This window comes from Streptomyces sp. NPDC004838, from assembly GCF_053600955.1.
Genome location: NZ_JBSGAW010000001.1, coordinates 399,361 through 424,185, shown reverse-complemented (window position 1 = coordinate 424,185; position 24,825 = coordinate 399,361). Strand labels below are relative to the sequence as shown.

General features: G+C 70.1%; 21 protein-coding genes and 2 tRNA genes. 14 read left to right on the top strand and 9 right to left on the bottom strand.

The window, feature by feature from the left end; all coding sequences use genetic code 11:
* Positions 1–15 precede the first annotated feature (15 nt).
* Positions 16–1,170, bottom strand: coding sequence for a ThiF family adenylyltransferase (locus ACWEFL_RS01775; RefSeq protein WP_451705886.1), 1,155 nt, complete (start codon positions 1,168–1,170; stop codon positions 16–18).
* 305 nt (positions 1,171–1,475) lie between these two features.
* Between ACWEFL_RS01775 and ACWEFL_RS01770 the strand changes: the two genes are divergently transcribed.
* The 4 genes from ACWEFL_RS01770 (at position 1,476) to ACWEFL_RS01755 (ending at position 5,743) form a co-directional block, all read left to right on the top strand.
* On the top strand, positions 1,476–2,099 hold the full coding sequence (locus ACWEFL_RS01770) for a M48 metallopeptidase family protein (RefSeq protein WP_451705883.1): 624 nt from the start codon (positions 1,476–1,478) through the stop codon (positions 2,097–2,099).
* Between the two features lie 545 nt (positions 2,100–2,644).
* Positions 2,645–4,288, top strand: a complete 1,644-nt coding sequence (locus tag ACWEFL_RS01765; protein WP_451705880.1) for a TerD family protein — start codon at positions 2,645–2,647, stop codon at positions 4,286–4,288.
* Positions 4,289–4,302: 14 nt separating this feature from the next.
* The gene (locus tag ACWEFL_RS01760; RefSeq protein ID WP_451705877.1) at positions 4,303–4,983 is read left to right on the top strand and encodes an AIM24 family protein; all 681 of its coding nucleotides are present in this window, start codon (positions 4,303–4,305) and stop codon (positions 4,981–4,983) included.
* A 19-nt stretch (positions 4,984–5,002) separates the two neighbouring features.
* Positions 5,003–5,743, top strand: coding sequence for an AIM24 family protein (locus ACWEFL_RS01755; protein ID WP_451705875.1), 741 nt, complete (start codon positions 5,003–5,005; stop codon positions 5,741–5,743).
* Positions 5,744–5,809: 66 nt separating this feature from the next.
* On the opposite strand, the gene ACWEFL_RS01750 is transcribed toward ACWEFL_RS01755, so the two are convergent.
* Together ACWEFL_RS01750 and ACWEFL_RS01745 are read right to left on the bottom strand one after the other, a co-directional pair.
* Positions 5,810–6,376 carry an NUDIX hydrolase gene (locus tag ACWEFL_RS01750; RefSeq protein WP_451705872.1) on the bottom strand — a complete coding sequence of 189 codons (567 nt, stop codon included), beginning with the start codon at positions 6,374–6,376 and terminating at the stop codon, positions 5,810–5,812.
* Complete coding sequence (locus ACWEFL_RS01745) at positions 6,373–7,887, bottom strand: zinc-dependent metalloprotease (protein WP_451705870.1); 1,515 nt, start codon at positions 7,885–7,887, stop codon at positions 6,373–6,375. Before ACWEFL_RS01745 ends, ACWEFL_RS01750 begins: the two co-directional genes overlap by 4 nt.
* Positions 7,888–8,079: 192 nt before the next feature.
* On the opposite strand from ACWEFL_RS01745, the gene ACWEFL_RS01740 reads away from it, so the two are divergent.
* The 4 genes from ACWEFL_RS01740 (at position 8,080) to ACWEFL_RS01725 (ending at position 11,548) form a co-directional block, all read left to right on the top strand.
* Positions 8,080–9,207 (top strand): SDR family oxidoreductase, encoded by a 1,128-nt coding sequence (locus tag ACWEFL_RS01740; RefSeq protein ID WP_451705867.1) that lies wholly within the window; start codon positions 8,080–8,082, stop codon positions 9,205–9,207.
* Positions 9,208–9,413: 206 nt separating this feature from the next.
* Positions 9,414–9,872, top strand: a complete 459-nt coding sequence (locus ACWEFL_RS01735) for a molybdenum cofactor biosynthesis protein MoaE (protein ID WP_451705864.1) — start codon at positions 9,414–9,416, stop codon at positions 9,870–9,872.
* A gap of 278 nt (positions 9,873–10,150) precedes the next feature.
* Positions 10,151–10,342 carry a hypothetical protein gene (locus ACWEFL_RS01730; protein WP_451705861.1) on the top strand — a complete coding sequence of 64 codons (192 nt, stop codon included), beginning with the start codon at positions 10,151–10,153 and terminating at the stop codon, positions 10,340–10,342.
* Positions 10,343–10,459: 117 nt separating this feature from the next.
* Positions 10,460–11,548 carry a YlbL family protein gene (locus ACWEFL_RS01725; RefSeq protein ID WP_451705858.1) on the top strand — a complete coding sequence of 363 codons (1,089 nt, stop codon included), beginning with the start codon at positions 10,460–10,462 and terminating at the stop codon, positions 11,546–11,548.
* Between the two features lie 383 nt (positions 11,549–11,931).
* On the opposite strand, the gene ACWEFL_RS01720 is transcribed toward ACWEFL_RS01725, so the two are convergent.
* A complete protein-coding gene (locus ACWEFL_RS01720; RefSeq protein WP_451705856.1) occupies positions 11,932–12,555 on the bottom strand; it encodes a PPA1309 family protein in 624 nt (207 codons plus the stop codon).
* A gap of 167 nt (positions 12,556–12,722) precedes the next feature.
* Here ACWEFL_RS01720 and ACWEFL_RS01715 point away from each other — a divergent pair, with 167 nt between their 5' ends.
* The 4 genes from ACWEFL_RS01715 (at position 12,723) to ACWEFL_RS01700 (ending at position 18,451) form a co-directional block, all read left to right on the top strand.
* Positions 12,723–15,701 carry a UPF0182 family membrane protein gene (locus ACWEFL_RS01715; protein ID WP_451706178.1) on the top strand — a complete coding sequence of 993 codons (2,979 nt, stop codon included), beginning with the start codon at positions 12,723–12,725 and terminating at the stop codon, positions 15,699–15,701.
* Between the two features lie 143 nt (positions 15,702–15,844).
* Positions 15,845–15,918, top strand: a tRNA-Met gene (locus tag ACWEFL_RS01710).
* A 194-nt stretch (positions 15,919–16,112) separates the two neighbouring features.
* Positions 16,113–18,266 (top strand): sel1 repeat family protein, encoded by a 2,154-nt coding sequence (locus tag ACWEFL_RS01705; RefSeq protein ID WP_451705854.1) that lies wholly within the window; start codon positions 16,113–16,115, stop codon positions 18,264–18,266.
* 111 nt (positions 18,267–18,377) lie between these two features.
* Positions 18,378–18,451, top strand: a tRNA-Met gene (locus ACWEFL_RS01700).
* A 184-nt stretch (positions 18,452–18,635) separates the two neighbouring features.
* On the opposite strand, the gene ACWEFL_RS01695 is transcribed toward ACWEFL_RS01700, so the two are convergent.
* The gene (locus tag ACWEFL_RS01695; RefSeq protein WP_451705851.1) at positions 18,636–19,046 is read right to left on the bottom strand and encodes a Fur family transcriptional regulator; all 411 of its coding nucleotides are present in this window, start codon (positions 19,044–19,046) and stop codon (positions 18,636–18,638) included.
* Between the two features lie 126 nt (positions 19,047–19,172).
* Here ACWEFL_RS01695 and ACWEFL_RS01690 point away from each other — a divergent pair, with 126 nt between their 5' ends.
* On the top strand, positions 19,173–20,642 hold the full coding sequence (locus ACWEFL_RS01690) for a catalase (RefSeq protein WP_451705849.1): 1,470 nt from the start codon (positions 19,173–19,175) through the stop codon (positions 20,640–20,642).
* A gap of 169 nt (positions 20,643–20,811) precedes the next feature.
* Here ACWEFL_RS01690 and ACWEFL_RS01685 read toward each other — a convergent pair whose 3' ends face one another.
* Together ACWEFL_RS01685 and hisN are read right to left on the bottom strand one after the other, a co-directional pair.
* Entirely contained in the window at positions 20,812–21,213 is a 402-nt protein-coding gene (locus ACWEFL_RS01685) for a CBS domain-containing protein (protein ID WP_451705846.1), read from the bottom strand.
* A gap of 157 nt (positions 21,214–21,370) precedes the next feature.
* Complete coding sequence (gene hisN / locus ACWEFL_RS01680; protein WP_451705844.1) at positions 21,371–22,171, bottom strand: histidinol-phosphatase; 801 nt, start codon at positions 22,169–22,171, stop codon at positions 21,371–21,373.
* Between the two features lie 162 nt (positions 22,172–22,333).
* On the opposite strand from hisN, the gene ACWEFL_RS01675 reads away from it, so the two are divergent.
* Complete coding sequence (locus ACWEFL_RS01675) at positions 22,334–23,128, top strand: TetR family transcriptional regulator (protein ID WP_451705841.1); 795 nt, start codon at positions 22,334–22,336, stop codon at positions 23,126–23,128.
* Positions 23,129–23,227: 99 nt separating this feature from the next.
* On the opposite strand, the gene ACWEFL_RS01670 is transcribed toward ACWEFL_RS01675, so the two are convergent.
* Together ACWEFL_RS01670 and rsgA are read right to left on the bottom strand one after the other, a co-directional pair.
* Entirely contained in the window at positions 23,228–23,551 is a 324-nt protein-coding gene (locus ACWEFL_RS01670) for a DMT family transporter (RefSeq protein WP_389274647.1), read from the bottom strand.
* Between the two features lie 254 nt (positions 23,552–23,805).
* Complete coding sequence (rsgA, locus tag ACWEFL_RS01665; protein ID WP_451705838.1) at positions 23,806–24,819, bottom strand: ribosome small subunit-dependent GTPase A; 1,014 nt, start codon at positions 24,817–24,819, stop codon at positions 23,806–23,808.
* Positions 24,820–24,825: the final 6 nt, after the last annotated feature.

Genomic DNA, 24,825 nt, shown 5'->3' with positions numbered 1-24,825 from the left:
TCGTACATGACGCTGTTACCGGGCCATTGTCTCGTGCGACGGCCCGAAGCCCGAGGTGTCCTCCCCCTCACTTTTTCCCGGTGCGCCGCACGAGCAGTCGGGATGCGGTGCGATCCGCTCCGAGCGCCAGTCCAGCAACGGCAGGGACACCTCCCAGCGCGCCCCCGCGCTCATCGGCAGCTCCCCGTCGAGAAAGGACAGCGCATGGGCCGCCGCCATCCCCGCGACCGCCGTCGCCAACGCGATGTCACAGGCGGGCACCGCGCCACGGCGGCCTCCCGAACGCCACTGCGCCAGCAGCCGGGGCCACCCGGGATCGCGCCCGGTCCGGCCCCGTTCCACACAACCGGCGCAGGCCGTGCCACCCGGCAGCACCAGCGGCCCCACCAGACCTGTCGCCTCGACGACACCCGCGTACAGATGGGGTGTGCCGGTGGCGATCCAGTCCTCGGCGCTCGCGGGGTCGGGAGCGTACGCCGCGAGTCCGTCCCGTGGGCAGACCACGACCAGCGACAGCCCCGGTGTTCCGCCGGCCGATGACTCGGGGACGCCCCCGCCGGCCGACCGGGGCGGGCGCAGGGGCGCGGAGCGGCCCACCAGTTGACGGGCCGCCGCGTCCCGCCGCTCACCGACCGCCTCGGTCGGCAACCCGCCGGGCGACACATCCCAGGGTTCCGCGCATCCGCCGTCCAGCACCTCGACCCGCCCCACACCGGAGGCCGAGAGCAGTGCCGCCACCGTCGCTCCGACCCGCCCCGCACCCCGGATCTGGACGCGCATGGCCCGACGGGCCGCCAGCCGCCGCATCCCGCCACCGGGCTCGGGATGGACCACGGAGAGCGACGCCAGCTCGGGGCGCAGCCGGTCCAGCGCGGCCGTCCTCTTCCGTAACGCATCGGCGGCCGGGCCGCCCGCCTCGGGATCGTCGAGCAGTCCCGCGGCCGTCAGCCGGTTCACCAAGGCGTCCGCCCGGCCGTCCGGCATCCGCATCGCACGCGCCTCCTCGCGCAGCAGCGGCAGCCCGCGGGTGCCGTCGAGCCGTTCGAGCAGGGCGCCGGTCGCGGTGTCCACCGGGCCTACCGCCACCGCGTGCGCCGGGGTCACTCCGAACTGAATGGTCTGTCGATCCCGCCATGCCCGCCGCAGGGCGGGTTTCACCATCGGATGCATTTCCGGTACCTCACTTCTTCCCGTCGATCACATGCCTCTTCGACACGTCGAACATGTACGCGAGACATATGAATGTGTACAGAAAAACGATCTTGTACAGCGGATCCGGAACGGCGTCCCACCCTTGTCTCCGCTGGTCCGACGCGTCGATCTGTTGTCAGATTGCCCGGCTGTGTCGAAGCGGGTGAAAAGTTGTCCACAGCCCTGGGGTATTAGTCGTTCAAATCGTGCGGCCAAGGTGCGGATCAGAGGAGAACCGTTCCGGAGGCAGTGCTTCCCTCGCATTCAGCGGGTAACGTCGGGGCGTGTCCGTCGACCCTTCCCCCCGCGTCGCTGGGGAGACCCCGCCGCACGGTGCGGGAAGCAAGCAGCGCGCCCCGGCAGGCCGCCCGCCCCGCGGAAAGGGGACGAGCGCGGTCGAGGTCCGCAGGAGCGCGCGCCGCAGCAGGACGGTCTCCGCCTACCGGGAGGGCGACCGCACGATCGTCCTGATTCCCGCCCGGATGTCCGAGGCGGAGGAACAGCGCTGGGTCAGCGTGATGCTCGACAAGCTGGCCGCCCAGGAGAGCAAGCGGATCCTCGGCGACAGCGAACTGACCGAGCGCGCGGAGCGCCTGTCCGGGCAGTACTTCAAGGGGCGCGCGAGACCCACGTCCGTGCGCTGGGTGACCAACCAGAACACCCGTTGGGGCTCCTGCACCCCGGCGGAGGGCAGCATCCGGCTCTCGCACCGCCTCCAGGGCATGCCCGAGTACGTCGTCGACTACGTCCTGCTCCACGAACTGGCACACCTGCTGGTGCCAGGGCACGGCCCGCGCTTCTGGCGGCTGCTCGAGGCGTATCCGCGTACCGAGCGAGCCCGGGGATATCTGGAGGGCGTCGTCGCCGTCGACCGGCTTCCGTATCTGCCCGCAGCGGGCGGAGAGTAGCGCTCCGGCGGCGCGGCGGACGGTCCGCCCACAAGACCGCGCTGCTGCCGGTGCCGGTGCCGGTCCGGGTGGTTACCCCGCCGAAGATGCGCCGCTGACGGTGCCGCTGCCGCGCCGAGTCGTTCCGCCGCTGCTGGTTTGAGCCGGTCCGAGCCGGTCCGAGCCGGTCCGACCCGGTCCGAGCCGGTCCGAGCCGGTCCGGGCGCTGTCGGGAGGGCGGAGGAGCGCCGAGGCGGCGGCCGGGTGAGCGTCCCGGAGCGTGCGGCACACCTCCGGAGGGCTTGGTGCGCGTCGCCGCAGAGAGCGGCAGGACGGACGCGAAGGGGCAGTCGGCCAGAGACCGAAGGGTGGCCGGCCGGGAGGCCGGGGTTGCCGCCGCACCGCCACCGGCAGAGCCGTCGAGCGGACGACCAGGCCCTGCCCCGCGTTGATCGCCCCGTACCGAATGTGTCACCAGCCGCTCTCGGCCCTTGGCTCGAAGGCATACCCAGCCGTTAACCTGACGCGACGCATTCACATTTCGGGATGGGGGACGGTCGTTACGCATGGCCAGGGAATTCCAACGCGGCCACAAGGCCAAGATCAGTGATCTCACTCCGGGAACGGATCTGTACGTAGGTGTCCAGATCGCGGCTCCCGGCCTGACGTTCGACATCAGCTGCTTCGGACTCGACGCCGACGAGCGGCTCTCCGACGACCGGTACTTCATCTTCTTCAACCAGCCCAAGTCGCCCGAGGAGTCCATTCAGCTGCTCGGCACGCAGTCCGGCGACACGGAGTCCTTCCGTGTCACTCTGGACCGCATTCCGGCGAACATCCACAAGCTCTCGTTCACCGCCACCATCGACGGCGCCGGACAGATGTCCCAGGTGGGTCCGGGCTACATCCGGATCGTCGCGGGCGGCGAAGAGGTCGTCCGATACGCGTTCACCGGCTCGGAGTTCACCACGGAGCGCGCGGTGATGCTGGGCGACTTCTATCTGAAGGACGTCTGGCGTTTCGCCGCCATCGGACAGGGCTTCGACGGCGGACTTGACGCCCTTCTGAAGAACTTCGGGGGCGAGGTCGCCGAGGAACAGCCCGAAGCGCAGCAGCCGCAGGGCGCCGCGCCCGGATTCGCGCCTCCCGCCCAGGCCGCCGCGCCTCCCGCGTTCGGCGCACCGGCGGCCCCCCAGGCACCGGAGCCCCCGCCTTCCTTCGGCGCCCCGGCCGCGCCCCCGGCTCCCGTCCCGGCCCCCGCACCCCCTCAGCCCACGCCCCAGGCGTACGCACCCCCGCCTGCGGCCCCGACGCCCGCACAGGGCACCGTCCCGCCGCCCGCGCCGTCGCCGTACGGGCAGCCGCCCCAGCCCCCGCAGCCGCAGTTCGGCCAGATTCCGGGACAGGTCCCCGGACAGATGCCGGGCATGGCGCAGCCGCCCGGAGCGCCCGCGCAGTTCGGCCAGCCGGTCCCGGCTCCGTACGGGCAGCCTCCAGGGGCGCCGCAGGGAATGCCGCAGGGCGTTCCCCAGGGTGTCCCCGCGGGCGGCGGCGGTCTTCAGGCGGCCCTCCAGCCCTACCGCGAGACCCCGATCGGGCAGCGCTGGACCCCGCAGAACCAGCAGCTGGTACGGGTCGAGGTGTCCATGGGCGGCACCGGTGTGCTCGCCCGGCAGGGCAGCATGGTGATGTACCAGGGCAAGGTCGACTTCAGCCACAAGAGCTCGGGCGCCATGGGCCGTGCCGTCGGCAACGCCACCGGCCAGGAGATGCAGCTGATGCGCTGTACCGGCCGGGGGCAGGTCTTCCTCGCCGAGGACGGCGCGCATCTGCACCCGATCGAATTGCAGGGCGACGGCATCTGCGTCTCCGCGGAGAACGTCCTCGCGTTCGACGAGTCGCTCCAGTACGAGGTCCGCCGCATCGAGGGCCATGGCATCCCCGGCGGCGCGCTGTTCACCTTGCAGTTCCAGGGCACCGGCACGGTCGTCGTCAAGACCCACGGGACGCCCGTCGTCCTGCCGGTCACCCCGACCACCTTCGCCGACTGCAACGCCATCGTGGCCTGGTCCTCCGCGGCTCAGGTGGTCCTCGCCAGCCAGGTCCGGCTGCGCCGCAACGCGTATCCGGGTCACAGCGGCGAGACGGTCAACCTCCAGTTCCGGGGAGCCCCCGGCAACTTCATCGTCGTCCAGCCCTACGAGGTCTGAGGGAGCCCGAAGAAATGAACCAGCAACTCGCGGGCTTCGCCCCGACCCCCATGGCGGCCAGGATGGAGAACCACGGCCGCACCATGCTCAAGGTCGCCATGGCCACCGGCCAGGACCTGTACGCGCGCACCGGCTCGATGGTGGCCTATGAGGGTTTCATCCAGTACGAGGCCAACCCGCCCGCCGCGCAGCAGGCCCTGGCCCAGTGGGCCACCGGCGAGGGCGCGCCCATCATGAAGTGCGCGGGCGACGGTCTGCTCTATCTCGCCGACTACGGCGCGGACGTCGTCGTCATCTATCTCAACAACGACTCGATCTCGGTCAACGGCAGCAATGTGCTGGCCTTCGACGCACACCTCCAGTGGGGTGTCGAGAAGGTCAAGGGCCTGGCGAAGCTCGCCGGGCAGGGCCTGTGGAACGTGGAGATCGCGGGCACCGGCTGGGTCGCGCTGACCTCGCGCGGCACGCCGATCGTCGTCGACTGCGGACGCGGCCAGGACGAGACGTTCGTCGACCCCGACGCCCTGGTGGCCTGGTCGCCGAATCTCAAGGTGAAGGGCAAGCGCAGCTTCAAGGCGGGCGCTCTCGTCGGGCGTGGCAGCGGCGAGGCGTACCAGATGGCCTTCTCGGGCCAGGGCATCGTCGTCGTACAGCCGAGTGAGGACAACACCGACCGGCTGCGGATCCGGGGCTGAGGGGGAGCGAGAACACACCATGCAGAGCCCACTTTTCAACTACGGGGAGCAGCAGTCCCAGGACCGCTACGTCATCCAGAACCCGCAGCTCCTGAGGGTCGCGCTCAGCGGCAGCGACGACATACTCGCCCGTAAGGGCGCGATGGTCGCCTTCCAGGGACTGGTCGACTTCGACGGCGAGTACACGTCGCCGAACCAGCGCCGGAGGGCTGAGGTGACCGGCGAGAGCCTGGAACTGATGCGCTGTTCCGGACAGGGCACCGTCTACTTCGCCAACATGGCCCAGTACATCTATGTCGTGGACGTCGACCGGGAGGGCATGACGGTCGACAGCTCCTACGTCCTGGCGCTCGATTCGGGCCTGCACACCGAGATCCTCGCGGTGGACAGCGAGTACGGGATCTCCGGGTCCGGGAAGTACCAGCTCAACATCACCGGTCAGGGCAAGGTCGCGCTGATGACCTCCGGCCAGCCGCTGATGCTGCGGGTCACCCCCGACAAGTACGTCAATGTCGACTCCGACGCGATCGTCGCCTGGTCGACCTCGCTGCGGGTGCAGATGCAGGCCCCGACGAACTCGACGAGCGTCAGGACCCGTCGCGGCAGCACCGGCGAGGGCTGGGAGCTGAGCTTCCTCGGTGACGGCTTCGCGCTGGTTCAGCCCAGCGAGGTCATGCCGCCGCAGAACGCGGAGATCGGCGGCGGTCTCCGCGGCCAGTTCGGCGCGGACGGCCGGAACCGGAACAACGCCTGGAGCTGACACTCCAGCGGTACGGGTAAGGGGCGCCCTCCATTGAGGGCGCCCCTTACCCATACCGCGGTACGGCTACAGCACCGCGCGGGTGCGTTCCAGAAGCCGTACGACCGACTCGTCTGCCACGCCGGGCACCTCGTCATAGGTGAACCAGCGCAGATCGAGCGACTCGTCGCTGATCTCCGCGACCGCCCCGGCCGGAGCGAGTGCCGCGTACTGCACATCCAGATGCCAGTTGCACGGTGACGGGATGGGATGGCGGTCGAGCCGCACGGGTCCGCCCGTCCCCGACGGCAGCAGCGTCAGCCCCTGGATGCCCGACTCCTCGGTGGCCTCGCGCAGCGCGGCCAGAGCCAGCGTCGGATCGCCCGGCTCGCAGTGACCACCCATTTGGAGCCACATGCCCAGTTTCTTGTGCAGGGTCAGCAGCACGCGCCCCCGCTCCGGGGCGATGACCAGGGCGCTCGCCGTGACATGACCCGCGGCGCAGGACTTCCAGATCCCGTCAGGGTGGGCGGACAGATGGTCCAGATACAGCTGTCGCAGCCCGTCCTGGTTCTCGTGGTCCTCGTAGTCCTCGATATCTTTGTAAGCCTTGTAGTCCTTCAGCACCAGTACGGCGTCGTCGTACAGGCTCACCGGGCGGAGCCGTCCTCGCCGCCCTTGCGGTCACTGCCGTCCGCTTCGTCCGCTTGGTCCGCTTGGTCCGCTTGGTCCGTTGAGAGTGTTCCGCTCGCCTCGCCCGTGCTGTCCGTACGGGTCCCGCCCTGTTCGCCGGAAGCCTTGTCGCCGGACGCGGCCTCACCGAGCAACTTGTCCAGCTCCGAGAAATCGAGCTGCTCACGGTGGACGAAACCATCCGGGTCGTCGAGATCGGTGGCCGTCGGCAGCATGTCCGGGTGCTCCCAGAGAGCGTCACGGCCGTCCACGCCCCGCGCGTCGGTGAGCGAGGCCCAGAGCCGAGAGGCGTCCCGCAGCCTGCGCGGACGCAGCTGGAGGCCGATCAGCGTGGCGAAGGTCTGCTCGGCGGGTCCTCCGGAGGCGCGCCGCCTGCGCAGGGTCTCGCGCAGGGCTCCGGCCGAGGTCAGCCGGGTCGAAGCGGCCTCGTGCACGACCGCGTCCACCCAGCCCTCGACCAGCGCGAGCGCCGTCTCCAGACGGGCCAGCGCGGACTTCTGCTGCGGCGTGTCCTCCGGCTGGAACATGCCCTGCTGAAGCGCTTCCTGAAGCTGCTCGGGGTGGGTCGGGTCGAACTGGCCGACCACGTCCTCCAGCTTCGACGTGTCGACCTTGATGCCGCGCGCGTACCCCTCGACCGCGCCGAACAGATGCGAGCGCAGCCATGGCACATGGGCGAAGAGGCGCTGATGGGCCGCCTCGCGCAGCGCGAGATACAGCCGCACTTCCTCCTTGGGAACCCCGAGGTCCTTGCCGAGCGCCTCGACGTTCAACGGAAGGAGCGCGGCCTGGCCCGCCGGGCCCAGCGGCAGTCCGATGTCGGTCGAACCGACCACCTCACCCGCCAGCACCCCCATGGCCTGTCCGATCTGCTGACCGAACATCGCGCCGCCCATGGAACGCATCATGCCGATCAGCGGGCCCGCCATGGCCTGCATCTCCTCGGGCAGCACACCGCCCATCGCGGTGCCGACCCGCTCGGCGACCGGGTCGACGAGCTGCTTCCACGCGGGAAGGGTCGCCTCGACCCACTCGGCACGGCTCCACGCGACCGCGGTGCTCGCGCCCGACGGAAGGGAGGTCACACCGTCCAGCCACACATCGGCCAGCCGCAGCGCGTCCTCGACCGCCGTACGGTCCGAGGGGCCCACACTCTCGTCCTTGGTGCCGTCCGCCGTGCCCTGGGAGACCGTCTGGCGGGCGATCTGCTTCGCCATGTCCCAGTTCACCGGGCCGCCCTCATAGCTCAGCATCTGGCCGAGCTGCTGGAAGGCCGCGCCCAGGTCATTGGGGTTCAGGGAACCGAACATGGCGGCGAAGGGATTGTCCCCACCGTCGCCCATGCCGAATCCGAAGGGCTGGGAGGAGCCGCCGGCGCCGTGGCCACCGCCGGCGGGATCCTTCTTCTTGCCCTCGTCGCCGTTCTCCGGCTCCTCCGGCGGAAGGCCGAATCCGAATGGGGTGTCACTCACGGGTTTCCTCGGCTCGTAGGGCCGCCGGCTCCGGCCGACGGCGAATGCCCTGACAACACCACCCAGCGTAGACATCCCGGCCCGCAAATGGGCTCGGTGCTCCATCGGCTCGTGGCCTGCGGCAGGATGGACGCCACCTGGTACGTACGCGTCATTCGCTTACGTACTGAAGACAACCGCTGGAGACGCCCGGTGAGTTCCCCAGATCCGCAGGTTCGCGGAGCGCGAAACCGCTCAACCCCGACGCCCGGCGACGGGCCCGCAGGGCGTGGCCCCGTCGTCGCGGTCACCGGTGCGGCCACCGGCGTGGGCGAACTGCTCGCCCGGCGGCTGGCCGCGTCGGACGAGGTCAGGCGGGTCGTCGCGATCGACGAGCGCCGGGGCGAGGTCCCCGATGCCCTGTGGCACATCCTCGACGTACGAGATCCGGCCATCGCGGACAAGCTCCGTGGAGCCGACGTCGTCGTGCATCTGGCGCTCGACCTCGATCTGGAGAGCGACCCGGCGGCCCGGACCGCGTACAACGTGCGCGGCACCCAGACCGTGCTGACGGCCGCCGCGGCGGCCCAGGTGCCCCGCGTCGTCCTGTGCACGTCCGCCATGGTCTACGGCGCGCTGCCCGACAACGACATCCCTCTCTCCGAGGACGCCGAGCTGCGTGCCACGGCCGAGGCCACCGGGGTCGGCGATCTGCTGGAGATCGAGCGACTCGGCCGTCGCGCACCGCGCGCGCATCCGGGGCTCAATGTCACGGTGGTGAGGCCCGCCGTCCTGGTGGGCGGCACCGACACCGCGCTCACCCGCTACTTCGAGTCGCCGCGGCTGCTGGTGGTCGCCGGCTCCCGTCCCACCTGGCAGTTCTGCCATGTCGACGACCTGGTGAGCGCTCTGGAGTACGCGGCTCTGGAGAAGGTCGAGGGCGAACTGGCCGTCGGCTGTGACGGCTGGCTGGAACAGGAGGAGGTCGAGGAGCTGAGCGGCATCCGCCGGATGGAACTGCCGTCGGCGGTCGCCCTCGGCGCAGCCGCCCGGCTCCACCGGATCGGCCTCACCCCGTCGCCCGCCGGGGACCTGGCCTACACCATGCATCCCTGGGTGGTGAGTGTGAGCCGCCTCCATGACGCGGGCTGGCGTCCGCGGTGGACCAACGAGGAGGTCCTGTCCGCGCTGCTCGAAGAGGTGGAGGGCCGCCATACGGTGGTGGGCCGCCGCCTCGGCCGCAAGGACGCGACCGCGGCGGGTGCGGCGGGCGCGACGGTCGCCCTGCTCGGTACGGCGGCGCTCGTACGCCGTGCCCGCAAGGCGCGCCGACGGCTGTAGGACGCTCCGGGCGGGCAGGCGGATCACGCGGGACGGGGCCGGACCGGACCGGACCGGATCACCCCGGGCCGGGACGGGCAGGGTCGGCGTGAGCGGGGCAAGCCGGTCGGATCCGGTCAGATCTCCATCGCGTGGGGACGGGGCGGGCCGCGAGCGGACGGATCGGGCCGTTCTCCGTTGTCAGTGGCGTACGGCACGATGAGGGCATGACCAGTAGGCACGACCACCCCGGCGAGTCGGCGGCCGATGATCCAGTCCGTCTCGTCGCGATCCGTGACACCCCACTCTCCCTCGACGAGGTCTTCGCCGCCGTCGGTGACGACGCGGCCGGCGGCACCGCGCTCTTCGTCGGCACCGTGCGCAATCACGACGCCGGCTCGGACGTGGACACGCTCGCGTACTCATGTCACCCGACGGCCGAGGCCGAGATACGCCGGATCGCGGCGAAGATCGTCGCGGATTTCCCGGTGCGGGCGCTGGCGGCGGTCCACCGGGTCGGGGAGCTGGCGGTCGGGGACCTGGCCGTGGTCGTGGCGGTTTCCTGTGCGCATCGGGGCGAGGCGTTCGAGGCGTGCCGCAGGCTGATCGACGACCTGAAGGCCGAGGTCCCGATCTGGAAACACCAGCAGTTCTCGGACGGCACCCAAGAATGGGTGGGCGCGTAGCGCCTCCTCTTGGGGTGGTGGTCGGGTGACGGGAGGGCGGGTGGGCGCGTAGCGCCTCGTCCTGGGGTGGTGGTCCGGTGCGGGGTCCTGGGCGGGCACACCGAGACGGGAGCGCGCATCGGGCGGGACGCGGTGGCTGAAACCCGTACACCACCCATGCGCCCCGATTTGCGTAACCGGCCCCCTGCCACGAGCGTTGAACCGGCAGATGATTAATCTGTTGATCACTCAGCTGGTTTCTTCCCGGTTGCGTTCTTTCAAGGGGTAGGGAGGTCGCGATGGCAGCACTCGCCTGGTTGCTGATTCCACTTTTCGCTGCCGTCGGTGCTGCGATATGGGGAGGCTGGGCCTCGCGCAACCGGACGACTGGGGATGTGGCCGAACTCGCCGGCTATGCGCGGTTCCGGGATGCGATGGAGAAGGCCGACTCCGGAAACAGCACACCCCCGGTAGGGAATCCGTTCCGCTGATCACGGCGCCTGATCGTGCGCCGTCGGCCGGCCGCGCCGCGGTGCGCGGTGGCCGGGCGGCCAGGTGCGGTCGGGCCCGGACAGTGCGGTGACAGCCATTTCCCGTACTGTCGTTCCATGCCACGCCGCACCGCGACGATGCTCGCTTCCACTCTGATCCTCGTCGTGCTGCTCTGTGTCGGGATCCTCGTGCCGACGAACTACTCGGAGATGTCGCCCGGCCCCACGGTCAACACGCTCGGGGACGCCGGAGGCGAACCGGTTCTGCGGATCTCCGGCCGGAAGACCTATCCGACGACCGGGCATCTCAATATGACGACCGTCAGGGTCACCGGCGCGGATTACAGGATGAACCTCGTCGAGGCGGTCTACGGCTGGCTGGCACATGACAATGTGGTCGTTCCGCATGACACGCTCTACCCCAAGGGGCAGACGGAGGAGCAGTCGACGCAGGAGAACGCCGAGGAGTTCAGCCAGTCGCAGGAGAGCGCCAAGGTCGCCGCGCTGAAGGAACTGAAGATCCCCGTGCGGTCGCAGGTCGTCGTCGCCGCGGTATTCAAGGACACGCCCGCGAAGGACAAACTGCACGCGGGCGATGTCATCAAGGCAGTGGACGGCACGCCGGTCAAGGTGCCGGGCGATGTCGCGAAGCTGGTGACCAAGCACAAGCCCGGTGAGGACGTCGTCTTCACCATCGTCCCGGCGAAGGAGGCGGCCGCGGCGGAGAAGGCGGGCAAGGAGCCGCGCGTCACCGAGCGGGTCACGATCACCACCGCCGAGTCCGACTCCGGTGACAGGGCGATCGTCGGCATCGAGGCGGGAACGGATCACACCTTCCCGTTCACCATCGACATCAATCTCGCCGATGTCGGCGGTCCGAGCGCGGGCCTGATGTTCGCGCTGGGCATCGTGGACAAGCTGACGCCGGACAACCTGACGGGCGGCAAGTTCGTGGCGGGCACCGGCACGATCGACGATCAGGGGAAGGTCGGCCCGATCGGCGGCATCGTGATGAAGCTGGTGGGCGCGCGGAGCGCGGGGGCGGAGTACTTCCTGACGCCGAGCGACAACTGCGAGGCCGCAGCGGCGGACACTCCCAGTGGTCTGAAGCTGATCAAGGTGAACACCATCGCCGACGCCACCCGGTCGCTGGAGAAGATCAAGTCGGGTGCCACGGAGGACCTCCCGACCTGTGCGAAGAACTGACACGGCTCCCTCGGTGGTCCGCAGCGGGCCGCGGTGGTTCGCTGAGGGAGCGGGCTTCGGGCCCGGTTCAACGTTCCGGTCGTTCCGGTAGCCCGGATTCCCTGCGACAGCGAGCCATGAGCCACGAGCGGTGAGCCGTGAACCGCAAGCCATCGGCCGGCCGGGATCTTCGGCGGCCATGAGCGGAGCCCGGACGGCCGGGCTCGGTCCCGCCCGGCCCCGCCGCCACCCCCCTCAGCCGTTCGGGGGCCTCGCCATGAAAGCGGGAGGGGTCGAGGAGAAGACCGAGAGCCGCCGCCGACGCAGCATCCCGACCCGCCCGACCCGCCCGACCCGCCCGGTCCGCCCCGGTCCGCCGCGCCCCGTCCCGATCCGGACCAGGGCTACGCCTCGAACGTCGCCGACAGCGCCTCCGCCAGCCCCGGAACCAGGTCCGCCCCCGTCAGGACCTCCGTCGGGGAGTCCTTCTCGCGCAGCCGCAGAGCGGACTCACGAGACCCGTCGCGCAGGACCGCCACCGTCATACGGACCTCCTGGCGGGCCGGATGCTCGGTCACCCACTGGGTGAGGGCCTCGTCGTCGAGGCCGTCCGGAACGGATGCTTCCGCGGACGCCGGGAGCATCTGGCGCTCCACGGTCAGGGCACAGCCGGCCACGGCGTCCGGCCAGGCGATCGTGGCGAGGAACTCGTCGAGCGCGGTGCCCGCCGGGATCTCGTCCTGTTCGATCGGGGTCAGCGCAGCCGCCGCGCTCTCGCCGTCGAGGCCGAGCTGCGCCGCGAGCCCCGGCTCCTGGGAGCGCAGTCTGGCCGTGTCGACGAGGGCGAACAGCCGCGCCGGCCGGTCCCAGCCAAGCTTTGACGCGTACTCGTCGATCTCCAGCACGGCCCGGGTCAGCGGGCCGGCGGCGATCGGGCCCGACCCCGGTGTGGCCGGTGCGGAAGACGCAGGGGAAGCAGAAGGGGTGGGAGGAGTGGACGAGGGGGTGGAGGGGGATTCGTTGGACATGCGCAATATCCTGCCTCCTTCCGACCCCGAGGCGGGAACTAGGTAAAGCCTCAGTAAGTTGCACTAGTGGGCTCTACGATCGCTGGGCCCGCTTGACACGACCGTTCGACACGAGTGCGACCGGTCCCACGATCGCGAACTTCGAGGTGCGCACGTTGGCTTTCCAGATGCCGGACCGCGGCGGAGGCCCCCCGACCGGGCCAAGGATCAGAGTGGGTCGGCCGTCCCGGCGAGTCCGTACCCTGCTCATGACACTGGGTGTGCTGGCGGTGCTGGCCATGGCGTTCGTGATGTTCGCCGGGTTCTGGACCGACTGGCTCTGGTACCGCTCCGTCCAATATTCCTCGGTGTTCACCACCACCCTGTGGACCAAGATCGGCCTCTTCGCCGTCTTCGGTCTGCTGATGGCGACCGCCGTCGGTGTGAACATCTGGCTCGCGCACCGGTTGCGCCCGCCGCTCAGCGCGATGTCGCTGGAGCAGCAGAGCCTGGATCGTTACCGGATGGGTATCGCCCCGTTCAAGAAGTGGGTGCTCCTCGCGATCACCGCTCTTGTCGGGCTGATCGCCGGTGCCTCCGCGACCGGCCAGTGGAAGACCTGGCTCCAGTGGGTGAACTCCACGTCCTTCAACCAGAAGGACCCGCAGTTCCAGATGGACGTGTCGTTCTACGCGTTCGAGCTGCCCTGGTACCGGTTCCTGCTCGGCTTCGGCTTCGCGGCCGCGGTGCTCTCGCTGATCGCCGCCGCGCTGACCCACTATCTGTACGGCGGGCTGCGGATCACCAGCCCCGGCGCGCGGGCGACCGCCGCGGCCACCGGGCATCTGTCGGTGCTCCTCGGTCTCTTCGTCTCGCTGAAGGCCGTGGCGTACTGGCTCGACCGGTACGGCCTCGCGGTGAAGTCCAGCGACTTCAAGGCCACCGGGAACTGGACCGGCCTGCGGTACGTCGACGCGAACGCCTATCTCCCGGCCAAGACGATCCTCTTCTGCATCGCCGTCATCTGCGCGCTGCTCTTCTTCGCGACGCTCTGGCGCCGCACCTGGCAGCTCCCCGTGATCGGCTTCGGCCTGATGGTCCTGTCGGCGATCCTCATCGGCGGCCTGTACCCGGCCATCGTGCAGAAGTTCCAGGTCCAGCCGAACGAGCAGGCCAAGGAGAGCCCGTACATCCAGAAGAACATCGATGCCACGCGCAAGGCGTACGGCATCGACAAGGCCGAGCCCGAGGACTACTCGGGCCAGGGCGACCCGGCCCGGAAGGCCCAGCAGCGGGCCGCCGCCACGACCGCGGCAAGCTACCGAGTGGTCGACTCGAACGTCGTCTCGCCGGCCTTCCAGCAGCTCCAGCAGGAGCGTAAGTACTACCAGTTCCCGTCGACCCTGGACGTCGACCGGTACCCCGGCCCCGACGGCAAGCCCCAGGACACGGTCATCGGTCTGCGCGAGCTGAACATCGAGGGCATCCCGGACCGGAACTGGATCAACGACCACTTCACCTACACCCATGGCTACGGCGCGATCGCGGCCAAGGGCACCAGCGTGGTCACCGACCCCAACAAGGGCACGGCGGTCGGCTCGCCCGACTTCACCGAGTCCGGAATGCCGACCTCCGGCCAGCTCGACGACTCCTATGAGCAGCGGATCTACTACGGCGAGAAGACCGAGCAGTACTCGATCGTCGGCGGCCCGCAGAAGGAACTCGACTACGAGGCCAGCACCGGACCCACCAAGTACACGAGCTATGAGGGCAAGAGCGGCGTCAGCCTCTCCAGCCCGCTGAACCGTGCCGCGTACGCGATCGGTTTCGGCGAGCCCAAGATCCTGTACTCGGGAGCCGTCGGCGAGGGTTCCAAGATCCTCTACAACCGTACGCCGAAGCAGCGGGTCGAGGCCGTCGCGCCCTGGCTGACGATCGACGGCGACGCCTACCCCGCGGTGGTGAACAAGCGCATCCAGTGGATCGTGGACGCGTACACCACCACCAACGGTTATCCGTACGCCTCGCGGACGACGCTGGGGGACACCACCACCGACTCGCTCACCACCAACCAGCGCGCGGTCGTCGCCCAGCAGAACCAGGTCAACTACATCCGCAACTCGGTGAAGGCCACCGTCGACGCGTACGACGGCTCGGTCAAGCTCTACCAGTGGGACACCGAGGACCCGGTGCTCAAGACCTGGATGAAGGCGTACCCCGGCACGGTGAAGCCCAAGGGTGACATCAGCCCGGAGCTGAAGTCTCATCTGAGGTACCCGCAGGACATGTTCAAGGTCCAGCGCGAGCTGCTGACCCGGTACCACGTCACCGAGCCCGACCAGTTCTACAGCGGCAGTGACGCCTGGCAGGTGCCGGACGATCCGACGAACAAGAAGGCCAGTGCGGTCCCGCCGTACTACCTGAGCCTGAAGATGCCGAACGAGACGGAACAGAAGTTCTCGCTGACGACGACGTTCACCCCGGCCGGACGCCCCAACCTGGGGGCGTTCATGGCGGTCGACGCCGACGCCAACAGCAAGGGATACGGGTCGATCAGACTCTTGAGAGTCACCGGGACGGTTCAGGGGCCGTCCCAGGTCCAGAGTGAGCTGAACGGTGTGCCGGAAGTCGCCACCTTCGTACGGGACCTCAGAGGCACCGACTCGGACATTGAGTACGGAAACCTGCTGACGATTCCCCTGGACGGAGGATTCCTGTACGTCGAGCCGGTGTACGCGCGCGGTGGCAGTGCCAACTATCCGCTGCTGAGGAAGGTCGCCGTCGCCTACGGAGGCAGCAAACCGGTCTTCAAGGACAGTCTGACGGAGGCGCTCGACGCGGTCTTCACCCAGAGCGGTCAGCAACCACCACCGCCGACGACCACACCACCGGGCGACGACACCGCCACGCCACCGCCCGCGACTCCGCCGGCGACGGGTGACGCGGCGGTGAAGGCGGCCATCCAGGATGTGCTCACGGCATACGACGAGGTCAACGCGGTGCTGAAAAAGGACCCGACGGACCGCGAGGCGGTCGGCCGGGCGGAGGACAAGCTGGACACGGCACTGGAACGGCTCGCCGCCGCCCAGGGCAAGCCGAATCAGTCCCGGTCGGGTTCGTCGCCGCCCACGAAGTCGCCGTCGCAGTCCCCATCGCAGTCTCCGTAGAGAGAGCGCGGTCTCCGCGGGGTGAGTCCCGCAGGGCGATCGCGGGACTGTTCTGCGGCCTCCGGAGCGTCGACCGCTCCGGAGGCCGCAGCGGCACTGAGCAGGCAACATCCCATTCCGTGATAGTGTTTGGGACACAACGGCGCGGGGTGGAGCAGCTCGGTAGCTCGCTGGGCTCATAACCCAGAGGTCGCAGGTTCAAATCCTGTCCCCGCTACTTCATCGAAGAGGGCCCGGATCCTTGAGGATCCGGGCCCTCTTCGCGCGTCATGGCGGGAACTACACGGGGCACGGGGCGAGTTGAACAGAAGAGTGTTTGACTTATCTCTCTGTGGGCATGTCGACAAAACGCTGAAGTGACCTCACGGGCTGCGATATACCAGATGTGAGCAGGTTGCGGGTGGTGCGACGATGGACTTTATGGGGGACAGGGCGACTCTGTTGGAGACAGGGCGGTTTGTGCAGCGATATGCCGGAAACGCAGCAGAAGCGATGAAAGCTGCCGCCGCCGGCACGGTCGACGCCACCGCCGACGCGATCGCGGGCACGGCCACTGATTTCGCGGGCACGGCCACTGATGCTGACACGGGTACTAACACGGGCACGCTCACGGGTCAGAACTCTGGTGCTGCCGCTGGTGCCGGTGCGAATGTTGATGCCGTGGAGACCGCTGGGGCTGAAGCGCGCCACCGTCGCGCCGCCGACGGTGGCGACACCGCGTCCATGAGCGTGCTGGGCGCACTGCTCCTGCGCCGCGGCGACCTCGAAGGCGCGGAGCCCTATCTGAGGGCCGCGACCGCCGACGGCGACCGCGCGGCGGCCAACAACCTGGGCGTCCTCCTGCATCAGCGCGGCTACACGGAGGAGGCGGCCGGATGGTGGCGTATCGCCGCGGTCGCCGGGTCCGCCGCCGCCGCGCACGCCCTGGGGCGTCACTTCCGCGAGCGCGGCGACGAGCCGGCCGCCGAGTACTGGCTGCGCCAGTCCGCCGAGCAGGGCCACCCCCTCGGGGCGTACGCCCTCGCCGATCTGCTGGAGCACCGCAGCGATGTGGGTGCGGAGCGCTGGCTGCGCGCCGCCGCCGAGCAGGGCCACCGTGAAGCCGCGTACCGGCTCGCCCGCGCCCTGGAGGACCGGGCGGCCGACGAGGCCCGCCGGTCAGGGCCCGCGAGCCGGGGTCTCCCCGGCCGCGGTCTCCCGGGCCGTGGCGTCGTCGGCCGTGGCGCACTCGGCGGGGCCGTCGGCGACGCCGGGACCGATCGGGCGGGCGGCGACGATGCCGACGTCGGCGCCCGTGGCCTCATCGGTGAGGACTCCGGCGGCCCGGCCGACAGCCGGACGGCCCTCAAGCAGTCCTCCCTGGACGAGGCCGCCCAGTGGTACCAGCAGGCGGCTGCCCGCGGCCACCGACGGGCCGCACTGCATCTCGGCGCGATCCTGGAGAAGCGCGGCGAGCTGAAGGAGGCCGGGCGCTGGTACCTCACCTCCGCCAAGGACGGCGAGGCCCGTGCCGCCTGCGCCCTGGGATTCCTGCTGCGCGACGCGGGCGACGAGGAGAGCGCCGCGGTCTGGTGGCTGCGCGCCGCCCAGGAGGGTGACGGCAACGCCGCCAACGCCCTCGGAGCGCTCCACGCGGCCCGCGGCGAGCAGCAGACCGCCGAGCGCTGGTACCGGGCCGCCATGGACGCGGGCGACGTGAACGGCGCGTACAACCTGGGGCTGCTCTGCGCCGCCCAGGACCGCAACGCACCGGCCGAGCAGTGGTACCGCCGAGCGGCCTACGCCGGGCACCGCGAGGCCGCCAACGCGCTCGCCGTCCTGCTCCTCCAGTCCGGCGACGCCACCGGAGCCGAGCCCTGGTTCTCCAAGGCCGCCGAGGCCGGCAGCGTCGACGCGGCCTTCAACCTCGGCATCCTGTACGTCGGCCGGGGCGACGACCGCACGGCGCTGACCTGGTACGAGCGCGCCGCGGCCGCCGGGCACACCGAGGCCGCGCTCCAGGTCGGCATCGCACGGCTGAGGGACGGCGACGATCAGGCCGCCGAGCGTCATCTGCGCTGCGCTGCGGGCGGCGGCAGCGCCGAGGCGGCCTTCCGGCTCGCCAGCCTGCTGGACGCGCGCCAGCCGCCGCCCGGGCCGCCCGCACTCGGCGAGCCGATGGCGGAGAAGACCGAGTGCGAGGAGTGGTACGAGCGGGCCGCGGAGCAGGGGCACCGCCGTGCGCAGGTACGGGTCGGAATGCTCGCCGCCGCCCGCGGCGACCTCGCCGACGCGGCCCGCTGGTACCGGGAGGCCGCCGAGGCGGGCAGCCGCAACGGCGCGTTCAACCTCGGACTGCTGCTGGCGCGCGAGGGCAATGAGCGCGAAGCCGCCCACTGGTGGACCCGCGCGGCCCGTGCGGGACACGGCCGGGCCGCCCTCCGGCTGGCGCTCCTCGCCGCGCGCCGGGGCGAACTGGCCGAGGGCAAGCGGTGGTGCGCCCGTGCCGTCGAGCTGGGGCCGGCGGAGGTCGCCGAGCGCGCCGCCCGGCTGCGGGAGGCGCTGCACCAGGAGCTGACGGCGTAGCCGGGCGGGCTGGGGTGGGGTGGGGTGTTTCGCCGTCGCGCCCCAGGTCGGCCCAGGTCGCCCCAGGGATTTGCACCGGTCGGTCGGGTCCCGTACTGTTGGGGCCATCGACGCGGGGTGGAGCAGCTCGGTAGCTCGCTGGGCTCATAACCCAGAGGTCGCAGGTTCAAATCCTGTCCCCGCTACTGAAGCGAAGGCCCGGATCCATCAGGATCCGGGCCTTCGTCGTATGCGTAGGGCTGTGCGGCCGGGTGGCCGCGCGACTGAAGGCGATGTACGGGTGCGTACGCGAGCCGCGGTAGCCCCGCGACCGCCCCGCGACCCCGCAGGGTGGACGGCGCATCACACCGCGTGCCGGTGAAACGCCCGCTACGCGCAGGACGGACAGATACCCCGGTACGTCACCTCGACGTTCGACACCGTGAAGCCGAAGCGCTCGGAGTCCGGCAGATCCGCCAGCGGATCGCCCGCGGGGTGTACGTCGCGGATCGCGCCGCACTTGGCGCAGACCAGGTGGTGGTGGGGCCGGTGCGCGTTCGGGTCGTACCGCATGGCGCGGCGGTCCGTGGCGACTTCCAGCACCTCACCGAGGGTGACCAGCTCGCCGAGGGTGTTGTAGACGGTCGCGCGCGAGATCTCGGGCAGCCTCATCACCGCCCGTGCGTGCACCTCGTCGGCCGTCAGATGGACGTGATCGCCGTCGAGGACCTCGGCCACGACACGCCGCTGGGCGGTCATCCGCCAGCCGCGTCCGCGGAGTCGTTCCAACAGGTCACTCATATGGACCAGCCTAACAGTGGCGGGAGTCGGATCCCGAACGGGTGTGACTTTGGATGAGCGCTTGACTTAGACAAAGTCCATCGTAGGATCGTGATCGGCGAACGCCAAGGGACAGAACACGCAGGGATGACGCAGGAGGCGCACGTGACGCAGGGACCGCTCACCACGGAGGCCGGAGCGCCGGTCGCCGACAACCAGAACAGCGAGACGGCGGGCGTCGGCGGTCCGGGTCTCGTTCAGGACCAGTCGCTTCTGGAGAAGCTCGCGCACTTCAACCGGGAGCGCATCCCGGAGCGCATCGTCCACGCGCGGGGCGCCGGGGCGTACGGCACCTTCACGCTGACCCGCGATGTGTCCCAGTGGACGCGCGCCAAGTTCCTCTCCGAGGTCGGCAAGGAGACGGAGACCTTCCTGCGCTTCTCGACCGTCGCGGGCAACCTCGGCGCGGCGGACGCCGTGCGCGACCCCCGCGGCTTCGCGCTGAAGTTCTACACCGAAGAGGGAAACTACGACCTCGTCGGCAACAACACCCCGGTGTTCTTCATCAAGGACGCCATCAAGTTCCCGGACTTCATCCACACCCAGAAGCGCGACCCGTACACGGGCTCCCAGGAGGCCGACAACGTATGGGACTTCTGGGGTCTGTCACCGGAGTCGACCCACCAGGTGACCTGGCTCTTCGGCGACCGCGGAATCCCCGCCACGCTGCGCCACATGAACGGGTACGGATCGCACACGTTCCAGTGGAACAACGAGGCCGGCGAGGTCTTCTGGGTCAAGTACCACTTCAAGACCGACCAGGGCATCAAGAACCTCACCCAGGCCGAGGCCAACGTCCTCGCGGGCGAGGACCCGGACAGCCACCAGCGCGATCTGCGCGAGGCCATCGAGCGCGGTGACTTCCCGTCCTGGACCGTGCAGGTGCAGATCATGCCGGCGGCCGAGGCGGCGAACTACCGCTTCAACCCCTTCGACCTCACCAAGGTCTGGCCGCACGAGGACTACCCGCCGATCGAGATCGGCAAGCTGGAGCTGAACCGCAACCCGGAGAACATCTTCGCCGAGGTCGAGCAGTCCATCTTCAGCCCCGCCCACTTCGTGCCGGGCATCGGCCCGTCCCCGGACAAGATGCTCCAGGGCCGGCTCTTCGCGTACGGCGACGCCCACCGCTACCGCGTCGGCATCAACGCCGACCATCTGCCGGTGAACCGTCCGCACGCCACCGAGGCGCGGACGAACAGCCGGGACGGCTATCTGTACGACGGCCGCCACAAGGGCGCGAAGAACTACGAGCCGAACAGCTTCGGCGGCCCGTTCCAGACGGACAAGCCGCTGTGGGCGCCGATCCCCGTCACCGGTGCGACCGGCAACCACGAGGCCCCGAGCCACGCCGAGGACAATGACTTCGTGCAGGCGGGCAACCTCTACCGGCTGATGTCGGAGGACGAGAAGTCCCGTCTGATCGAGAACCTCTCCGGGTTCATCGCGAAGGTGTCGCGCGACGACATCGCCGAGCGCGCGATCAACAACTTCCGGCAGGCGGACGGCGACTTCGGCAAGCGGCTGGAGGCGGCGGTCCAGGCCCTGCGCGGCTGACGGCGGTCATCGCGGTACTCGCTTGATACCGGGGCCGGAGCCCCGTCGTGATACGACGGGGCTCCGGCCCTCTTGCGTGCGCGTGAGTCACGACGGTCTGCGGATCACGAGCCGCGAGCACCCGGTGAGCGGGTTGGCGCCGGGTGCGCAGGAGCGGGGTTCCGGCCGGTCAGCCGACCAGTGTCGACTGATGGCGCCGGACCGGAGCCCAGCACCGGATGATGTCGCGTACGGAGACGATGCCGACCGGCCCTTCGCCGTCCAGCACGATCAGATGCCGGAAGCCGCCGTGCGACATGGCCTCCGCGGCCTCCTGAAGAGTCCACGAGGGTGCGGCGAAGACGACGTCGGTGGTGGTGTGGGCGCCGGCGGTCTCCCGGTCGGGGTCCTGCCCCGCGCCTACGGACGTGAGGATGTCGCGCTCGGTCAGAATGCCCATGCCTACGGCGTCGGTGTCGAGAACGACAGCCGCGCCGACCCGGCGGGCCGCCATCAGCCGTGCGGCCTGGCGGAGCGTATGCGCGGGCCCGATGGTGAGGACCACCGTGCTCATGGCGTCACGGACGAGCATGGATGGAGCCACCTCCTTGAAGGATCGGTTCTTCGAGAACCGATTCACAAGTTCACAAGTGGGGTAACTCTCAGAGTCGCAGTCCTGGGGGGAGGCAGCAAGAGGGCAGGAGTGGCTCATTCCGTGACGCTCTGTGCCCAGTGGGCCGGGAGGGACGTCAGCGGCGCCGGTTGAGGTAGCCGAGCAGCTCTTCGTGGAGCAGTCCGTTGGACGCCGCCGCGTTCCCGCTGTGCGGGCCGGGACGGCCGTCGAGGCCGGTGAACGAGCCGCCCGCCTCCTGAACGACGATCGCGGTGGCCGCCATGTCCCACAGCGACAGCTCGGGCTCGGCGCAGATGTCGACCGATCCCTCGGCGACCATCATGTATGGCCAGAAATCGCCATACCCACGGGTACGCCAGCAGGCGCGGGTGAGGTCGAGGAAACCGCCGAGACGGCCCTGCTCCTCCCATCCGCTCAGTGACGAGTAGGCGAAGGAGGCGTCCGGGATCGCGCTCACCCCTGACACCTTGAGCCTGGTCGCCGAGCTGAGCGAGCGCCCGGTGTACGCGCCGCCGCCCTGCGCCGCCCACCAGCGCCGCCCCAGCGCCGGAGCGGAGACCACTCCGACGACGGGCTGGTAGCCGCCCTCGCCCTGCACCATGAGCGAGATCAGCGTCGCCCAGACCGGTACTCCGCGTACGTAGTTCTTGGTGCCGTCGATCGGGTCCACCACCCAGCGGCGGGGGCCCGTGCCCTCGATGCCGTACTCCTCGCCGAGGACGGCGTCGCGCGGACGGGCCCGCTGGAGCTGTCCGCGGATCAGTTCCTCGGCCGCCTTGTCGGCCTCGCTCACCGGTGTCATGTCCGGCTTGGTCTCGACCTTGAGGTCCAGAGCCTTGAACCGGTCCATCGTGGCGGCGTCGGCCGTGTCCGCGAGGACATGGGCGAAACGCAGATCGTCGAGGTAGTCGGGCATGAGCGTCACTCTATCCGGGCTTCTCGGAGCGGCTCGGCGGACGGCTCCGGCGGGCCGCCGACGAGGCCCCGGCCGCCCGGATGACCCGGCGTCACGGCTCTTGACACGTCAAGGCCACGCGTCAACTCTGTGCGAAGTGCCCTGCGGCCCGGGGAGGCGATGTTGCCTACAGCACGAGAGTCCCTGCTGAACGCCGCTCTGGCGGCACTCGACGAACTGCCCTGGTCGGGGGTGCGGATGGTGGATGTCGCCGCCGCCGCGGGCGTCTCCCGGCAGACCCTCTACAACGAGTTCGGCGGCAAGGACGGGCTCGCCCGTGCGCTGGTGCGGCGGGAGGCCGACGCGTATCTCCTCGGCGTGGACCGGCTGCTGTCCGACCCTCACGGCAACGGGCCCGCCGACGGCCGGCGAGCCCGGCCGGCCTCCCTTCCCACTGCCCGGACCCGCGCTCCCGGAGTTCCCGCCCGTCCAGCCCGCCCCGGATTACCCGAACCCCCGGCCGTTTCCCCCGTCACCCCTCCCGGTCCGGCCGGATCCGATGAGCGGCTGGTCGCCGTCGCCGAGTGGACCGTGGGCCAGGCGCGGTCCAGGCCGCTGCTGCGCGCCCTGCTGACCGGTTGCTGGGGCGACCGTCTGCCCGCCCCCAAGCCCGCCGGACTCGATGTACCGCGGACGGGGGCACCCGCCCAGCGCCGGGCGGACGCGGGCTCCTTCGAGCCTTGCGACGTGGTCGCGGCGGTACGGGACCGCTCGCTGGCCGCACTGGGGAGGGGGCGGCGCCACGACCGTACGGACGAGGACCCGGCGGAACTCGCCCACCGATGCGAGCTGGCCGTGCGGCTCGCTCTCTCCTATGTCGTCGCGCCCGGCGGGGGAGAGCGGGAGACGGGGGAGGGCATCGGCCCTCTCGTCCGTACGGCCATGGGCGTCCCGGACGGCACGGCCGATCCTCCGTGAGCCGACCCCGGTGGAGCCGGCCTTCAGCACGACTGACCTTCACGGCGACCGACCTTCAGGCGGACCGCCCCTTTCAGGCGGCGGACCAGCGGACGGGTCTCAGTGGGCCGAGCCCGAGAGCTGCAGACCGATGACGCCCACGATCACCAGTGTGATGGAGACGATTTTGAGCGTGGAGACCAGATCGCCCAGGAAGACCATTCCGTAGATCGCGGTGCCGGCCGCGCCGATGCCCGTCCACACCGCGTACGCGGGGCCCACGTCGAGCTTTTTCAGCGCCAGCGTCAGCAGCCCGAAGCTGCCGAGCGCGAAAGCGGCGAACGCGATCGTCGGCCAGAGCCGGGTGAACCCGTGCGAGAGCTTGAGACAGACGGCGAAACCCGTCTCCAGAATTCCGGCGACCACCACCAGCAGCCACGCCATCGTACGGCCTCCCCATCAGTCGGTGACTGCTTCGTCGGACTTGGTGCGATTATGCACTTACCAACATCCGTACGCCGCAAACGTGCCCGAATCACTCGACTGCGCGTCGCCGTGGCCCCAGCGGCATCCCGAACCTCGCGCGGCGGCTGTCCGGCCGCCGGTCGTCGCTGGTCAGCGTCGGCGGACCGTCGATCGGCAGCCCCCGCACCGCAGTTGGGCCCGAGCCCTGGATACGGGCCGGGGTCGGCGGCCGGTCAGTCGCCCTCGCGCCGCTCACGGGTGGAGAGCAGCCGCCGCAGTGAGTAGAGCCGTGCCGGATCGGCGTGTCCCTCGGCGACCCAGGCGTCCAGTGCGCAGTCCGGCTCGTCGTGGCTGCACGCGCGCGGGCAGTTCTCCGTGCCCGGGACCAGGTCCGGGAAGGCGAGGATCACCCGTGACGGATCGACATGGTTCAGACCGAAGGACCGGATTCCCGGAGTGTCGATCACCCAGCCGCCCTCCTTGCCCGCGAGGGGCAGGGCCAGCGCCGACGTCGTGGTGTGCCGTCCGCGTCCGGTCACCGCGTTGACACGGCCGGTCGAACGTCGGCGGTCCTGCGGCACCAGCGCGTTCACCAGCGTCGTCTTGCCGACCCCCGAGTGTCCGACGAACGCCGTGGTCCTGCCCGTCAGATGCTCGTTCACCCGGTCGGCGGCCACTCCGTCCACGAACTCGTCGCGTGTGGTGACGACATGGGGGACGCCGAGCGCCCCGTACATCTCCAGCAACTCGTCCGGGGAGGCGAGATCCGATTTGGTCAGGACGAGCAGGGGCGTCAGCCCGCCGTCGTACGCGGCGACCAGGCAGCGGTCGATCAGCCGCGGACGCGGCTCGGGATCGGCCAGGGCGGTGACGATGGCGAGCTGATCGGCGTTGGCGACGACCACCCGCTCGTACGGATCGTCGTCATCGGCCGTACGGCGGAGCACGGACGTCCGGCTCTCGATGCGCACGATGCGCGCCAGTGTGTCCTTGGCGCCGGACAGATCGCCGACGAGGGAGACGCGGTCGCCGACGACGGCGGCCTTCCGGCCCAGTTCGCGGGCCTTCATCGCGACGACGACCCGGTCCTCGACGAGGCAGGTGAGCCTTCCCCGGTCGACGGTGAGGACCATGCCCTCCGAGGCGTCCTCGTGCTTGGGGCGGATGTTCGTCCTCGGCCGGTTGCCCTTGCGGTTGGGGCGTACGCGGATGTCGTCCTCGTCCGGGTTCTTGCCGTAGCGCCGCATCGCCTC

Bases quoted from the DNA above. Each gene is read 5' to 3' on its own strand.
- ACWEFL_RS01775 (WP_451705886.1), bottom strand. From the start codon at position 1,170: ATGCATCCGATGGTGAAACCCGCCCTGCGGCGGGCATGGCGGGATCGA.
- ACWEFL_RS01765 (WP_451705880.1), top strand. From the start codon at position 2,645: ATGGCCAGGGAATTCCAACGCGGCCACAAGGCCAAGATCAGTGATCTC.
- ACWEFL_RS01760 (WP_451705877.1), top strand. From the start codon at position 4,303: ATGAACCAGCAACTCGCGGGCTTCGCCCCGACCCCCATGGCGGCCAGG.
- ACWEFL_RS01755 (WP_451705875.1), top strand. From the start codon at position 5,003: ATGCAGAGCCCACTTTTCAACTACGGGGAGCAGCAGTCCCAGGACCGC.
- ACWEFL_RS01735 (WP_451705864.1), top strand. From the start codon at position 9,414: ATGACCAGTAGGCACGACCACCCCGGCGAGTCGGCGGCCGATGATCCA.
- ACWEFL_RS01730 (WP_451705861.1), top strand. From the start codon at position 10,151: ATGGCAGCACTCGCCTGGTTGCTGATTCCACTTTTCGCTGCCGTCGGT.
- ACWEFL_RS01725 (WP_451705858.1), top strand. From the start codon at position 10,460: ATGCCACGCCGCACCGCGACGATGCTCGCTTCCACTCTGATCCTCGTC.
- ACWEFL_RS01720 (WP_451705856.1), bottom strand. From the start codon at position 12,555: ATGTCCAACGAATCCCCCTCCACCCCCTCGTCCACTCCTCCCACCCCT.
- ACWEFL_RS01715 (WP_451706178.1), top strand. From the start codon at position 12,723: ATGCCGGACCGCGGCGGAGGCCCCCCGACCGGGCCAAGGATCAGAGTG.
- ACWEFL_RS01705 (WP_451705854.1), top strand. From the start codon at position 16,113: ATGGACTTTATGGGGGACAGGGCGACTCTGTTGGAGACAGGGCGGTTT.
- ACWEFL_RS01695 (WP_451705851.1), bottom strand. From the start codon at position 19,046: ATGAGTGACCTGTTGGAACGACTCCGCGGACGCGGCTGGCGGATGACC.
- ACWEFL_RS01690 (WP_451705849.1), top strand. From the start codon at position 19,173: ATGACGCAGGAGGCGCACGTGACGCAGGGACCGCTCACCACGGAGGCC.
- ACWEFL_RS01685 (WP_451705846.1), bottom strand. From the start codon at position 21,213: ATGCTCGTCCGTGACGCCATGAGCACGGTGGTCCTCACCATCGGGCCC.
- hisN (WP_451705844.1), bottom strand. From the start codon at position 22,171: ATGCCCGACTACCTCGACGATCTGCGTTTCGCCCATGTCCTCGCGGAC.
- ACWEFL_RS01670 (WP_389274647.1), bottom strand. From the start codon at position 23,551: ATGGCGTGGCTGCTGGTGGTGGTCGCCGGAATTCTGGAGACGGGTTTC.
- rsgA (WP_451705838.1), bottom strand. From the start codon at position 24,819: ATGCGGCGCTACGGCAAGAACCCGGACGAGGACGACATCCGCGTACGC.